Genomic DNA, 13,814 nt, shown 5'->3' with positions numbered 1-13,814 from the left:
GGACCATCCGATGGCATTCGGCGGACTCGAAAAGAAGCGCGACTCGGCGCCGATGGCGGAGATCAACATGACGCCGCTCATCGACGTCATGCTCGTGCTGCTCGTCATCTTCATCATTACCGCGCCGCTCTTCACGCACGCGATCCGGCTGGATTTGCCCCAGGTGGCCTCCGAGCCGGCGCGGCAGACGCCGCAGACCGTCACGCTCTCCATCGACGCGGCCGGCAAGCTCTACTGGGACGCGCAGCCGATCTCGCTCGACGAGTTGCGCGCGCGTTTCACGGCGGAGGGCAAGGCGCCCGAGGACGCGCAGCCGGACCTGCAATTGCGTGCCGCGCGCGAGACCCGCTACGAAGTCATTGCCCAGGTCATGGGCGCGGCCCAGCAGGCGGGCCTCGCGCGCATCGGCTTCGTCACGGAGCCGCCGCCGGCCGGCAAGCCTTGAGCGCGCCGCAGGCCGCTGCCTGCGTGCCCCGCCTCTTGTCCGCACCCGAACCCCCGCAAGGCGGAAAGGGCGGCCAACTCGACGGTATAATCAACGTTTCCCTGTAAAACGGGCCCAGAATAGCCACTGCCACCAGCCGGCGCGACGTGCTGCAGTACTGCATGCACGGCCGGCCTCGGTGCATCCGGCACCGAATCCGCCAGAATCCGCGTTCCCATCCACACCATGCTCGAAAAATACGTTCCCTCCGACGTCGAAGCCGCCGCGCAAGGCGAATGGCGCGACAGCGACGCTTACCGGACGGCCGAAAAGGCCGGCAAGCCCAAGTTCTATTGCGTCTCGATGCTGCCGTACCCGTCGGGCAAGCTGCACATGGGCCACGTGCGGAACTACACGATCAACGACGTGATGTACCGCTATCTGCGCATGAACGGCTACAACACGCTCATGCCGATGGGCTGGGACGCGTTCGGCATGCCCGCCGAAAACGCGGCGATGGCCAACGGCGTGCCGCCGGCGCAGTGGACCTACGACAACATCGCGTACATGAAGGGCCAGATGCAGTCGATGGGCCTCGCGATCGACTGGTCGCGCGAGATCGCCACCTGCAAGCCCGACTACTACAAGTGGAACCAGTGGTTCTTCCTGAAGATGCTGGAGAAGGGCATCGCTTACAAGAAGACCGGCACGGTGAACTGGGACCCGGTCGACCAGACCGTGCTCGCGAATGAGCAGGTGATCGACGGCCGCGGCTGGCGCTCGGGCGCGCTCGTGGAAAAGCGCGAAATCCCGATGTACTACCTGCGCATCACGCAGTACGCCGATGAACTGCTGAACGACCTCGAAGGCCTCGGCTGGCCCGAGCGCGTGAAGATCATGCAGCAGAACTGGATCGGCAAGAGCTTCGGCGTGAACTTCGGCTTCCCGTATGAACTCGACGGCGAGAAGAAGCTGCTGCGCGTGTTCACCACGCGCGCCGACACGATCATGGGCGTGACCTTCTGCGCGATCGCGGCCGAGCATCCGCTCGCCACGCGTCTCGCGCAAGACAAGCCGGAACTGCTGCCCTTCATCGAAGAATGCAAGCGCGGCGGCGTGGCCGAAGCCGACATGGCCACGATGGAAAAGAAGGGCATGGCCACGGGCTTCTTCGTCACGCATCCGCTGACGCAAGAGAAGGTCGAGGTGTGGATCGGCAACTACGTGCTCATGAGCTACGGCGAAGGCGCCGTGATGGGCGTGCCGGGCCATGACGAGCGCGACTTCGCGTTCGCGAAGAAATACGACCTGCCGATCAGGCAGGTCATTGCCGTGGAAGGCGAGATCTACTCGCTCGACGGCTGGCAGGAATGGTACGGCGACAAGGAACGCGCCGTGTGCGTGAATAGCGGCAAGTACGACGGTCTCGGCTACACGGCGGCCGTCGATGCGGTCGCGGCCGACCTCAAGGCGCACGGCTTCGGCGACAAGCAGGTCACATGGCGTCTGCGCGACTGGGGCATTTCGCGCCAGCGCTACTGGGGCACGCCGATCCCGATCATCCATTGCCCGAGCTGCGGCGACGTGCCGGTGCCGGAAGCCGACCTGCCGGTCGTGCTGCCGGAAGACCTCGTGCCGGACGGCACGGGCAACCCGCTCGCGAAGTCGGAAGCGTTCCTGAACTGCACCTGCCCGAAGTGCGGCGCGGCAGCGAAGCGCGAAACCGACACGATGGACACCTTCGTCGATTCGTCGTGGTACTTCTACCGCTACGCGGCGCCGGATGCGAAGACCATGGTGGACGAGCGCACCGACTACTGGATGCCGATGGACCAGTACATCGGCGGCATCGAGCACGCGATTCTTCACCTGCTGTATTCGCGCTTCTGGGCGAAGGTCTCGCGCGACCTCGGTCTCGTGAAGTTCGGCGAGCCCGCGAAGAACCTGCTCACGCAGGGCATGGTGCTCAACGAGACGTTCTATCGCGAAGACGCGTCGGGCAAGAAGACCTGGTACAACCCGGCCGACGTGACCGTCGTGCACGACGACAAGGGCCGACCGGTTGGCGCCACGCTCAATGGCGACGGCCAGGCCGTGGTGCTGGGCGGCGTCGAGAAGATGTCGAAGTCGAAGAACAACGGTGTCGATCCGCAGGTGCTGATCGACCAGTACGGCGCGGATACCGCGCGTCTGTTCACGATGTTCGCCGCACCGCCCGAGCAGCAGCTCGAATGGTCGGGCGCGGGCGTGGAAGGCGCGAGCCGCTTCCTGCGCCGCGTGTGGGCGTTCGGCTACGCGAATGCCGAGGCGATCAGGTCGCGCGCGAGCTTCGACGCGGCCACGGTCACGGACGTCGAAAAGGCCCTGCGCCGCGAAGTCTACGGCGTGCTCAAGCAGGCCGACTTCGACTATCAGCGCCTGCAGTACAACACCGTCGTTTCGGCGGCGATGAAGATGCTCAACGCCATTGAAGGCGCCAAGGGTGCCGGCGCGGGCGTGCAGCGCGAGACCTTCGGCGTGCTGCTGCGCGTGCTGTATCCGGTGGTGCCGCACCTCACGTTCCAGCTCTGGAAAGAGCTCGGTTATACCGAGGAATACGGCACGCTGCTCGACGCCCCCTGGCCGAAGGTCGACGAAAAGGCGCTGGAACAAGCCGAGATCGAACTCGTGCTGCAGGTGAACGGCAAGGTGCGCGGCGCCGTGACAGTCGCGAAGGACGCGGGCAAGGACGCGATCGAGGCGGCTGCGCTCGCGCACGAGATGTACGCGAAGTTTGCCGAGGGCCGCGCGCCGAAGAAGATCATCGTCGTGCCGGGCCGTCTCGTGAACGTGGTGGTCTGACGCGGCCTGATACGATGCGGCCGGGGCGGCGCACACCGCGCGACGCCCCGGCCCCGAACCTGTTGCGAACCCGGGAGCTCATGTGATTCGCAGATCGTTTCTGTTACTGGCAGGCAGCGCGCTGATGCTTTCGGCGTGCGGATTCCAGCTGCGCGGCGAGCAGAACTACGCGTTCAAGCGCCTTGCCATCGTCGGCGCGTCGCCGCCCGTCGCTGCGCGCCTGACGCGCATGATCGAAGGCGGCAGCGACTCGGTCGTCGTCCAGGCAACCTCCAATGCCGATGCCGTCCTGCACGTTTCCGAGGGGCGCGGCTTCAGTACGCTCACGATCAACTATCTGGGCGTGGTGGAGGAGTATCAGGTCAACTATTCGCTGAACTACTCGCTCACGGCGCCGGACGGTTCCATGCTGATCCGCCCGAGTACGATCTCGCTGAACCGCGCGATGACGTATAGCGACCAGTACTCCACGGCGAAAGTGAGCGAAGCGGACCTGCTCTTCGCGGACATGCAGAACGACGCCGTCGATCAGGTCACGCGCCGGCTGTCCGTCCTGAAGACGCTGCATCCGACGCCGGAGCAGGTCGTGCCGGGCGTCGCGCCGGGCGCGCCGCTGCCGCCGCCGCCGCTCTGATCCCCGTACTTCCGACCCGGCATCACCCATGCAACTGCGACTCGACGCACTCGAACCGCATCTCGCGAAGGGCCTGGCAGGCCTCTACGTCGTCTACGGCGACGAGCACCTGCTCGCCCAGGAAGCGTGCGACCGCATTCGCGCCGCCGCACGTGCGGCGGGCTTCACCGACCGTTCGGTGTTCACGGTCGAGCGCGGTTTCGACTGGAGCTCGCTCCTCGGCGCGAGCCAGTCGATGTCGCTCTTCGGCGACCGCCAGCTGGTCGAGTTGCGCATTCCATCGGGCAAGCCAGGCAAGGAAGGCGCCGAAGCGCTGAAAACCCTCGCCGCAGCGGCGAATCCCGATGTGCTCACGCTCGTCACGCTGCCGCGGCTCGACGCGGCCACGCAGAAGTCGGCTTGGTTCACGGCGCTCGCGGAGAGCGGCGTCGCGCTGAAGATCGATCCGGTCGAGCGCGCGCAACTGCCAAACTGGATCGGCCAGCGTCTCGCGCAGCAAGGGCAGCGTGTGGCGCCGGGCGAGGACGGGCGGCGCGCGCTGCAATTCGTCGCGGAACGCGTGGAAGGCAATCTGCTCGCGGCCCATCAGGAGATCCAGAAGCTCGGCCTCCTGTATCCCCAGGGCGTGCTCAGCTTCGAGCAGATTCACGACGCCGTGCTCAATGTCGCGCGCTACGACGTTTTCAAGCTCAACGAAGCGATGCTGACCGGCGACGTGGGCCGGCTTGCACGCATGCTCGACGGTTTGCGCGGCGAAGGCGAGGCTTCGGTGCTCGTGCTGTGGGCCGTGGTCGAAGAGATCCGCACGCTGCTGCGTATCAAGCGCGGCGTCGCCGCGGGCAAGCCGCTCGCCATGCTGCTGCGCGAGAACCGCGTCTGGGGGCCGCGCGAGCGGCTGATCGGCCCGGCGCTTTCGCGTCTCACGGAGGCGGTGCTCGAGCGCGGGCTGACGCTGGCGGCGCGGCTCGATCGCCAGGTGAAGGGACTCTCCGCGCAGGCGCGCGGCGAATGGCGCAACGCGCTGCCGCCCGATGCCTGGGACGGCCTCTTCGAGTTGGCCATGACCGTTGCCGCGCCGCGTGACGCGGGTGCGCCCGCGCGGCCGGGCGCAGGCGCGGCAGCCGGGACGGCGCGCGGCGCGGCCGGTTCGGCAAGCCGTGCCCAGCCAGCCGGCATGAGCAGCCGACCGCCGACCGCAGGGCCGACGCGCCGGCCGGGCTGAGCCGCCAAGGCTCGCCGGGCCTCGCTGCCGGCACCTGCTTCGAATCCGTGGGCGGCGTGCGTCGGCTGGCTGGCGGCGCCGCGTCCGCTGCGTCGTCTGCTATGTGGTTCGCTGTCTGGTCCCGCTGTTTGGTCCCGCCGTTTGGTCCTTAAGCCGGCCAGGCAGATCCGACGGACTGGCCTTACAATCCATGATTCCGCGCCTGCTTCAGATGAGGCACCCCTACGCCGGGCGCGACGCATCACACAAGACACCATGATGGATATCGACCAGTACATGACCGACCTGGGCCGCCGTGCCCGGCATGCCTCGCGCGCCATGGCACGGGCGTCGACCGCCGCGAAGAACGCCGCGCTGGAAGCCGTGGCGAAGGCCATCGAGCGCGACGCGCAAGCGCTCAAGGACGCGAATGCGCGCGACCTCGCGCGCGCGCGCGACAAGGGCCACGATGCGGCCTTCATCGACCGCCTCACGCTCTCGGACAAGGCGCTGAAAACGATGGTGGAAGGCCTGCGCCAGGTTGCGGCGCTGCCGGACCCCATCGGCGAGATCGGTAACCTCAAGTTTCGCCCGAGCGGCATCCAGGTGGGCCAGATGCGCGTGCCGCTGGGCGTGATCGGCATCATCTACGAATCTCGCCCGAACGTGACGATCGACGCGGCCGCGCTGTGCCTGAAGTCGGGCAACGCAACGATCCTGCGCGGCGGTTCCGAAGCGCTCGAATGCAATACGGCGCTCGCGAAGCTGATCGGCGAAGGGCTGGCGGCGGCGGGGCTGCCGCAGGACGCGGTGCAGGTGGTCGAAACCGCCGACCGCGCGGCGGTGGGCAAGTTGATCACGATGACGGAGCACGTGGACGTGATCGTGCCGCGCGGCGGCAAGAGCCTGATCGCGCGCCTGATGGCCGAGGCGCGCGTGCCGATGATCAAGCATCTGGACGGCATCTGCCACGTCTACGTGGACGACCGCGCCGACCTCGCGAAGGCGCTCAACGTCTGCGACAACGCCAAGACGCACCGCTACGGCACCTGCAACACGATGGAGACGCTGCTCGTCGCGCGCGGCATCGCGCATGACGTGCTGCCGCCGCTTGGCCGGCTCTATCGCGACAAGGACGTGGAACTGCGCGTGGATCCGTCTGCGCGCGCGATTCTGGCGGATGCGGGCGTGGGCCCGCTCGTCGACGCGACGGAGGAGGACTGGCGCACCGAATACCTGGCGCCGGTTCTGGCGATCAAGGTGGTGGACCACCTCGACGAGGCGGTCGAGCACATCAACGCCTACGGCTCGCACCATACCGACGCGATCGTCACCGAAGACCACGACCGCGCCATGCGCTTCCTGCGCGAGGTGGATTCGGCGAGCGTGATGGTGAATGCCTCGACGCGCTTCGCGGACGGCTTCGAATTCGGCCTCGGCGCCGAAATCGGCATTTCGAACGACAAACTGCACGCGCGCGGTCCGGTCGGCCTCGAAGGGCTGACTTCGCTGAAGTATGTGGTGCTCGGCCACGGCGAAGGCCGGCAATAGCCGCATGCGACGGCGCGGCCCCCAAGGAAAGCGGGGCGCGCCGCGCTACCTTGGCGCCCAACCGAACCTCAACAAGAACAAGGGATGTCGATGCTCTGGGTCAAGACGTTTCACATCGTACTGATCGCTTCGTGGTTTGCCGGCCTGTTCTACCTGCCGCGCATCTTCGTGAATCTCGCGATGGAAACGGAGCCCGCCGCGATCAAGCGCCTGCTCTTCATGGCTCGCAAGCTTTATCGCTTCATGACGCTGATCGCCGTGCCGGCGCTGCTGTGCGGCTTGTGGCTGTGGCTCGTGGTGGGCATCGGGCGCGGCCAGGGCTGGATCCATGCGAAGGTCGGCGTGGCGGTGCTGCTTGTGGCCTACCACGCGTACTGCGGCCGCCTGCTGAAGACCTTCGAGCGCGGCCAGAACCGTCGCTCGGACAAGTGGTATCGGCTGTTCAACGAACTGCCGGTTCTCGGCATGCTGGCGGCCGTGGCGCTGGTCGTGATCAAACCCTTCTGATCCCGTGCGGCTTCGCCTTGGCAGGCGCGGCGCTCAGGCCGAGTCCGTTCCCTTGCGAAGCATGCGCGCCGCCACGACCCGCCATCCTTCGCCGCGTTTCACGAACACATCGGTGAAGCGGTATTCGATCGCCTTGTAGCCGGCTGCCGGCGTATAGCGGTTGACGCCCGTTGCGACGGCCACGTCGCCCAGAACCTGCACGCGCACATCTTCCAGCACCTGCGAGCTGCCGGGCGGCAGCGGGGCCGCCGCCAGCAGATCCTGCTTGGTCCGGCGCACGTTGCCCGGAAATACTTCGAAGAACTTATCGTCCAGCAGGTCGTTGAGCACCGGGCGATCGCCGGTCGAGGCGGCATGGGTCCACTGTTGTTCGAGCAGTTCGACCTGAATCCTTTCGGAAACCGGGTTGTAGGTATCGTATCTGGCGGCGGCGAGCGCTGTCGTGGCGAGTCCGCCCGCGATGGCGAGAATCAGAATGCGTTTCATGAGAGTTCCTTCGACGAGCCCTCGAAACGTTGCGTTCGAGGGGAGGCGGGACGCGGTCCAGGGCAAGTCGGCGGATGTCTGGCAGTAGAGTGCGAGATGTGCGCGGATGGCACGACGCTGAAGCCGGGGATCTGTGTTCCCAATGCCTACACTCTAGTCGGCGTCGTTTCCTGCAGATATAGGAAAAGTTCGTAAAAGCTATCCGTCTCAGCCGATCGGATCGAGGCGCCGTCGGGCGATGATCTCTTTCGCGTCGGCGAGCTTTTCGGCCAATTCCGGCCCGCGCTGCAGCGCGACGCCCACGGCGAGGATGTCGCCGATCGCCAGATGCGAGGTGCGCGAGGTCATCGGCGAAAAGACGTCGGTGTCCTCGTCCACATTGGCGTGGAGGCCGACGGTCGCGAGGCGGGCGAGCGGCGAGGTGCCGTGCGTGATGGCAATCACTTTCGCGCCGCGCTCGAGCGCCGTGCGCGCCGCATCGACGATGTCGCGCGTGCGTCCGGTGTTCGAGATCGTGACGACCACGTCGCCGGGTCCGAGGAGTGCCGCCGACATCAAAAACGTCTGCGGGTCCGAATAAGCGACGCTCGGCATGCCGAGGCGGAAGAACTTGTGCTGCATGTCCTGCGCGGCGATGCCCGAGCCGCCTGCACCGTAAAACTCGATGCGCGACGCCTGCGCGAGCAGCGTGATGGCGTTGGCCAGCGCGTCGGCGGAAAGGTTGTTGCGCACCTGCAGCAGCGCGCCGATCGTGCGGTCGAGCACCTTGGCCGCGACACCCGGCACCGGCTCGTCGGGGCGCACGTCGCGATAGACGGCCGGCGGCAGGTCGGCCGCTACCGCCTGCGCGAGACGAATCTTGAACTCCCGGAAACCCGAGAACCCCAGCGCGTGGCAAAACCGCGCGATCGTCGGCTGGCTCACGCCCGCGCGCAGCGCAACCTCGGTCATCGAGAGGTCGAGCACCTCGCGGGGCGACTCGACCACGTAGTCGGCAAGCTTGCGCTCGGACGGGCGCAACTGCTCGCGCATGGCTTTCACCTGGGACAGCAGCATCGGGAAACTCGCACTATGCTGAAAGATCCGGGGACTATAGCGGATCGGAGGATATGTACAAAAACTACATTACGGTGGCCGAACTGGCAATGTATTCCTCGTCGCATAAGCGGAAACAGCGGGATTTTGCCGGATTTTACCGATATCCCCGAAGCGGCGACCAGGGCTAACCGGGATTGCGATCGTGTAGTTTTTCTACTAACATCGGCTCCAACGCTGACCGGACCGCCTGATCCGGCCCCCACAGTCCGCCGAGACGAAGAAGGAAGGAGATTCAATGGTGTCCCCGCATTCGCAGTTGATGAAGGTCACGCGGCGCGTGATCGAGCGCAGCAAGCCGACGCGTGAGGCCTATCTCGCGCGCGTGGCTGCGGCACAGGACCGGTTCCCGGCGCGCGGCGCGCTGTCCTGCGCGAATCTCGCGCACGGCTTCGCCGCCATCGAAGGCAAGGACAAGATCGCGATCAAGGCGGTGCGCGAGCCGAACATCGGCATCGTCTCGGCGTACAACGAGATGCTCTCGGCGCACGCGCCCTACAAGAATTACCCGGATCTCATCAAAGAGGCGGCCCGCGAGAACGGCGGCGTCGCGCAGTTCGCCGGCGGCGTGCCGGCGATGTGCGACGGCGTCACGCAGGGCAACGCCGGCATGGAGCTGTCGCTTTTCTCGCGCGAGGTGATCGCGATGAGCACGGCGGTCGCGCTCACGCACAACATGTTCGACGCGGCCCTGTGCCTCGGCATTTGCGACAAGATCGTGCCGGGCCTCGTGATCGGCGCGCTCCAGTTCGGCCATCTGCCTACGATCTTCGTGCCGGCGGGCCCGATGACGAGCGGCATCTCGAACGAAGCCAAGGCGAAGGTGCGCCAGCAGTTCGCGACCGGCGAATGCGGCCGCGACGCGCTGCTCGAATCCGAGGCGGCGGCCTACCACGGCCAGGGCACCTGCACGTTCTACGGCACCGCCAACAGCAACCAGATGCTGATGGAGGTGATGGGCCTGCATCTGCCGGGCTCGGCATTCATTCATCCGTACACGCCGCTGCGCGACGAACTCACGGCCGCGGCCGCGCGTCGCGTGCTCGACCTCACGGTGGAGCGCGGCAACTACACGCCCATCGGCCACGTGGTCGACGAAAAGGCGATCGTCAACGGCATCGTCGCGCTGCTGGCCACGGGCGGGTCGACCAATCACACGATGCACCTCGTCGCCATGGCGCGCGCGGCCGGCGTCCTGATCGACTGGGACGACTTCGACACGCTGTCGCAGGCCGTGCCGCTGCTCGCGCGTGTTTATCCGAACGGCAAGGCCGACGTGAACCACTTCCACGCGGCGGGCGGCGTTGCGTTCCTCGTGCGCGAGCTGCTCGACGGCGGCCTGCTGCACGAAGACGTGAAGACCGTGGCGGGCGAGGGCCTGCGCCATTACACGCAGGAGCCGAAGCTGCTGGACGGCAAGCTCACGTGGGTCGATGCGGTGGAAAAGAGCGCGGATGCGAACGTGCTGCGCGCGCTCGCCGAGCCGTTCCAGCCGGACGGCGGCCTGCGGCTCATGCAGGGGCGCCTTGGCCGCGGCGTGATCAAGGTTTCGGCGGTGGCGCCGGAGCGCCGCAAGGTGCGCGCACCGGCCGTCGTGTTCGATTCGCAGGAAGCCGTGCAGGAAGCGTTCGATGGCGGCCAGCTCGAGCGCGACTTCGTGGCCGTCGTGCGCTTCCAGGGCGCGCGCGCCAACGGCATGCCGGAGCTGCACCGTCTCACGCCGCTGCTCGGCGTGCTGCAGGACAAGGGCTTTCACGTCGCGCTCGTGACCGACGGCCGCATGTCGGGTGCGTCGGGCAAGGTGCCCGCCGTGATCCACGTCTCGCCCGAAACCTTGCTGCAAGGCCCGATCGGCAAGGTGCGCGACGGCGACATGATCGTGATCGACGCCGTGGAAGGCGTGCTCGACGTCGAAGTCGATGCCGCCGAGTGGGACGCACGCCCCGTCGCGCAGCCCGCGCACCAGGAAAGCAACGAGGTAGGCTTCGGGCGCGAACTGTTCGGCGTGTTCCGGGCCGCCGCCGCGCCCGCGGAACTCGGCGCCGGGGTGTTCGGGTCGCTCGTTGGCGAAACGGGCCACGCGCCGGTTGCCGCCGCACCGGTCAAAGCAACGCAACATCAAGGAGCATGAATATGGCAACAAAAACGGTAGCCGATATCGTTCGCCTCGGCCCGGTGATTCCGGTGCTCGCCTTCGATACCGCCGAGCAGGGCGAGCACGTCTCGCGTGCGCTGCACGCGGGCGGCGTCAAGGTGCTCGAAATCACGCTGCGCACGGCGGCCGGTCTCGAAGCGATCGAGCGCGCGGCGCAGATCGCGTCGGATATCGTGGTGGGCGTGGGCACGATCACGAAGCCCGAGCATTGCGCGCTCGCGAAGAAGGCCGGCGCGCAGTTCGGCGTGTCGCCCGGCCTCACGCGCGAGATGCACCAGGCTTCGCTCGACGCGGGCCTGCCGCTGCTGCCGGGTGTCATGACGCCGTCCGACATCATCACGGCGATGGAACTCGGTTACGAGATCGTCAAGTTCTTCCCGGCTGTGCCGGCGGGCGGCATCCCGATGCTGCAGGCCTTCCACGGCCCGTTCCCGACGCTCAAGTTCTGCCCGACGGGCGGCATCAGCGCCGAAACCGCGACGAACTTCCTCGCCCTGCCGAACGTGGTGTGCGTGGGCGGTTCGTGGCTTACGCCGAAGGCGGCCGTTGCCGCGCAGGATTGGGCGGAAGTGACGCGCCTCGCGCGCGCCGCAAGCGAGCTGTCGCGCCCGGCGCGCTGACGCGGACTGCGGACGGACTGCAAGACGAGCCGCGCGAGGTGCACGCCTCGCGCGGCTCATTTTTTACCCGCGCCGCCGCGAAAGCCGCTATAACCTCATTACCATGCCGGCCCGGTCGCCCTGCCGGGACCGGCGCGGTCCGCCCCGAGCCGCGGCGGACACGTTTCTAACAAATCCACCCGGAGAACAACCCCATGGGAGTGGCCCACGGCAGCATGCTGCTGATCTACGCGGTCATCGCGATCGCCGCGCTGATTCTCTTGATCACGCGCTTCAAGGTTTATCCGTTCCTCGTCCTGATCATCGTCTCGCTGCTGCTCGGCCTTGCCGTCGGCATGCCGATGGATCAGATCGTCAAGTCCTTCGAGACCGGCAACGGCAACACGCTCGGCCATATCGCCATCGTGGTCGGCCTCGGCACGATGCTCGGCAAGATGATGGCCGAGTCGGGCGGCGCCGAGCGCATCGCCACCACGCTGATTCGCTGGTTCGGCGAGAAGAACATCCACTGGGCGATGATGTTCGTCGCGATCATCGTCGGCCTGCCGGTGTTCTTCGAGGTCGGCTTCGTGCTGCTCATTCCTATTGCGTTCAACGTCGCGAAACGCACCGGCAAGTCGCTGCTGCTGGTCGGCCTGCCGATGGTCGCGGGCCTTTCGGTCGTGCACGGCCTGATTCCGCCGCACCCGGCCGCGCTGCTTGCCGTGCAGGCCTATCACGCCGATATCGGCAGGACCATTGCCTACGGCCTGATCGTGGGCATTCCGACCGCGATCGTCGCCGGCCCGCTGTTCGCGCTGCTCGTTCATCGCACGATCAAGCTGCCCGAGAACAATCCGCTTGCGGCGCAGTTCATCTCCGGCGTGAAGATCAAGGCCGATAGCGAACTGCCCAGCTTCGGCATCACGCTCTTCACGATCCTGCTGCCCGTGATCCTCATGCTGATCGGCAGCTGGGCCGACCTCGTGTTCGCGCCGAAGACGCTGCCCAACAACCTCCTGCATTTCGTCGGCACGTCCGACGTCGCGCTGCTGATCGCCGTGCTCGTGAGCTTCTGGACGTTTGGCGCGCAGCGCGGCTTCACGCGCGAGCAGATCCAGAAGTTCTGCGGCGACTGCCTCGCGCCGATCGCGGGCATTACGCTGATTGTCGGCGCGGGCGGCGGGTTCGGCCGCGTGCTGATGGACAGCGGCATTTCGAAGGAGATCGTCGGCGTGGCGCAGTCGGCGCATCTGTCGCCGCTCCTGTTCGGCTGGTTCGTCGCGGCGCTGATCCGTCTCGCGACGGGTTCGGCCACCGTTGCCATGACGACGGCCTGCGGCATTGTCGCGCCGGTCGCCGCCGCGGGCGGCATGGCGGTGCGCCCCGAACTGCTCGTGCTGGCGACGGGCTCGGGCTCGCTGATTTTTTCGCACGTCAACGACGGCGGTTTCTGGCTGATCAAGGAGTACTTCGGCATGACCGTCGGGCAGACGTTCAAGACGTGGTCGCTGTGCGAGACCATCATTTCGCTGCTGGGCCTGGGGCTGACTTTCGCCCTGGCGGCCGTGCTGTAACTGCTGGAGCATTCCATGATTCTGATCGCAATGGGTGTGTCGGGCGCGGGCAAGACCCGCATTGGCGAATTGCTGGCCGAGCGCCTGCACTGCGACTTCACCGACGGCGACGCTTTTCACAGCGAAGCCAACAAGAAGAAGATGCACGACGGCATTCCGCTCACCGACGATGACCGCTGGCCCTGGCTGCGCACGATCCGCGCGGCCATCGAGGAAAAGCAGCGCGCGCACGAGACGGCCGTGTTCACGTGTTCGTCGCTCAAGCGCTCGTACCGCGACGTCCTGCGCGGCACTGACCGCGACGTGTGCTTTGTCTATCTGAAGGGTTCGTTCGAGGTGCTGCACGAGCGTCTTGCCTCGCGCACGGGCCACTTCTTCGATCCGTCGCTGCTGCAAAGCCAGCTCGATACGCTCGAGGAGCCGGGGCAGGACGAGGCCATCACGGTGAGCATCGAACTCACGCCCGAGCAGATCGTCGATGAGGTGATGAGGCAGGTGGAGGCGCGCCGCGTGGGGTGAGCGCCGCGCGGTTCGCCGCCTGAAACAGGCAAACCCACAAAGCCCCGGCCTTCGTGCCGGGGCTTTTGCTTTGGGCGCACCGGTGCGGTTTGGCTTTGTTTTTGTCCATGGGTGGGCAATTTGTTAATATATGGAACAACGCAGCCTGGGTTCAGGAGATTGCGCCATAGTCCAGATATCTTCCCCGATGCGGAGGAGACGCTTTGCCTGCCACCCGAATCGGCC

Annotated in this window: 12 protein-coding genes; 10 read left to right on the top strand and 2 right to left on the bottom strand. The window is 66.5% G+C overall.

What is annotated here, in order from left to right:
- Positions 1 to 10 precede the first annotated feature (10 nt).
- From BAC01S_RS17020 to BAC01S_RS16995, 6 genes are all read left to right on the top strand, one after another.
- Positions 11 to 445 (top strand): ExbD/TolR family protein, encoded by a 435-nt coding sequence (locus BAC01S_RS17020; protein WP_027795859.1) that lies wholly within the window; start codon positions 11 to 13, stop codon positions 443 to 445.
- 225 nt (positions 446 to 670) lie between these two features.
- Positions 671 to 3,265: a leucine--tRNA ligase gene (leuS, locus tag BAC01S_RS17015; protein WP_027795858.1), complete on the top strand. Its 2,595-nt coding sequence runs from the start codon at positions 671 to 673 to the stop codon at positions 3,263 to 3,265.
- An 82-nt stretch (positions 3,266 to 3,347) separates the two neighbouring features.
- A complete protein-coding gene (locus BAC01S_RS17010; protein WP_027795857.1) occupies positions 3,348 to 3,899 on the top strand; it encodes an LPS-assembly lipoprotein LptE in 552 nt (183 codons plus the stop codon).
- 28 nt (positions 3,900 to 3,927) lie between these two features.
- Positions 3,928 to 5,121 carry a DNA polymerase III subunit delta gene (gene holA / locus BAC01S_RS17005; RefSeq protein WP_027795856.1) on the top strand — a complete coding sequence of 398 codons (1,194 nt, stop codon included), beginning with the start codon at positions 3,928 to 3,930 and terminating at the stop codon, positions 5,119 to 5,121.
- Positions 5,122 to 5,379: 258 nt separating this feature from the next.
- Positions 5,380 to 6,651 carry a glutamate-5-semialdehyde dehydrogenase gene (locus BAC01S_RS17000; RefSeq protein ID WP_027795855.1) on the top strand — a complete coding sequence of 424 codons (1,272 nt, stop codon included), beginning with the start codon at positions 5,380 to 5,382 and terminating at the stop codon, positions 6,649 to 6,651.
- An 84-nt stretch (positions 6,652 to 6,735) separates the two neighbouring features.
- Positions 6,736 to 7,158: a CopD family protein gene (locus tag BAC01S_RS16995; protein ID WP_027795854.1), complete on the top strand. Its 423-nt coding sequence runs from the start codon at positions 6,736 to 6,738 to the stop codon at positions 7,156 to 7,158.
- Positions 7,159 to 7,191: 33 nt separating this feature from the next.
- On the opposite strand, the gene BAC01S_RS16990 is transcribed toward BAC01S_RS16995, so the two are convergent.
- Positions 7,192 to 7,644 (bottom strand): nuclear transport factor 2 family protein, encoded by a 453-nt coding sequence (locus BAC01S_RS16990; RefSeq protein WP_027795853.1) that lies wholly within the window; start codon positions 7,642 to 7,644, stop codon positions 7,192 to 7,194.
- Between the two features lie 207 nt (positions 7,645 to 7,851).
- Positions 7,852 to 8,700, bottom strand: a complete 849-nt coding sequence (locus BAC01S_RS16985; protein ID WP_027795852.1) for a MurR/RpiR family transcriptional regulator — start codon at positions 8,698 to 8,700, stop codon at positions 7,852 to 7,854.
- Between the two features lie 277 nt (positions 8,701 to 8,977).
- On the opposite strand from BAC01S_RS16985, the gene edd reads away from it, so the two are divergent.
- The 4 genes from edd (at position 8,978) to BAC01S_RS16965 (ending at position 13,589) form a co-directional block, all read left to right on the top strand.
- On the top strand, positions 8,978 to 10,870 hold the full coding sequence (gene edd / locus BAC01S_RS16980; protein WP_043202571.1) for a phosphogluconate dehydratase: 1,893 nt from the start codon (positions 8,978 to 8,980) through the stop codon (positions 10,868 to 10,870).
- Between the two features lie 2 nt (positions 10,871 to 10,872).
- Entirely contained in the window at positions 10,873 to 11,514 is a 642-nt protein-coding gene (gene eda / locus BAC01S_RS16975; protein ID WP_027795850.1) for a bifunctional 4-hydroxy-2-oxoglutarate aldolase/2-dehydro-3-deoxy-phosphogluconate aldolase, read from the top strand.
- 194 nt (positions 11,515 to 11,708) lie between these two features.
- Entirely contained in the window at positions 11,709 to 13,070 is a 1,362-nt protein-coding gene (locus BAC01S_RS16970; RefSeq protein ID WP_027795849.1) for a GntT/GntP/DsdX family permease, read from the top strand.
- Between the two features lie 15 nt (positions 13,071 to 13,085).
- Positions 13,086 to 13,589 (top strand): gluconokinase, encoded by a 504-nt coding sequence (locus tag BAC01S_RS16965; RefSeq protein WP_027795848.1) that lies wholly within the window; start codon positions 13,086 to 13,088, stop codon positions 13,587 to 13,589.
- Positions 13,590 to 13,814 lie beyond the last annotated feature (225 nt).

Source organism: Paraburkholderia acidipaludis NBRC 101816 (assembly GCF_000684975.1).
Taxonomy (GTDB): domain Bacteria; phylum Pseudomonadota; class Gammaproteobacteria; order Burkholderiales; family Burkholderiaceae; genus Paraburkholderia; species Paraburkholderia acidipaludis.
The sequence above is the reverse complement of the archived record's forward strand: the minus strand, read 5'-3'. Positions and strand labels throughout refer to the sequence as shown.

Coding starts and splice junctions, on each gene's coding strand:
- BAC01S_RS17020 (WP_027795859.1), top strand. CDS start 11: ATGGCATTCGGCGGACTCGAAAAGAAGCGCGACTCGGCGCCGATGGCG.
- leuS (WP_027795858.1), top strand. CDS start 671: ATGCTCGAAAAATACGTTCCCTCCGACGTCGAAGCCGCCGCGCAAGGC.
- holA (WP_027795856.1), top strand. CDS start 3,928: ATGCAACTGCGACTCGACGCACTCGAACCGCATCTCGCGAAGGGCCTG.
- BAC01S_RS17000 (WP_027795855.1), top strand. CDS start 5,380: ATGGATATCGACCAGTACATGACCGACCTGGGCCGCCGTGCCCGGCAT.
- BAC01S_RS16995 (WP_027795854.1), top strand. CDS start 6,736: ATGTCGATGCTCTGGGTCAAGACGTTTCACATCGTACTGATCGCTTCG.
- BAC01S_RS16990 (WP_027795853.1), bottom strand. CDS start 7,644: ATGAAACGCATTCTGATTCTCGCCATCGCGGGCGGACTCGCCACGACA.
- BAC01S_RS16985 (WP_027795852.1), bottom strand. CDS start 8,700: ATGCTGCTGTCCCAGGTGAAAGCCATGCGCGAGCAGTTGCGCCCGTCC.
- edd (WP_043202571.1), top strand. CDS start 8,978: ATGGTGTCCCCGCATTCGCAGTTGATGAAGGTCACGCGGCGCGTGATC.
- eda (WP_027795850.1), top strand. CDS start 10,873: ATGGCAACAAAAACGGTAGCCGATATCGTTCGCCTCGGCCCGGTGATT.
- BAC01S_RS16970 (WP_027795849.1), top strand. CDS start 11,709: ATGGGAGTGGCCCACGGCAGCATGCTGCTGATCTACGCGGTCATCGCG.
- BAC01S_RS16965 (WP_027795848.1), top strand. CDS start 13,086: ATGATTCTGATCGCAATGGGTGTGTCGGGCGCGGGCAAGACCCGCATT.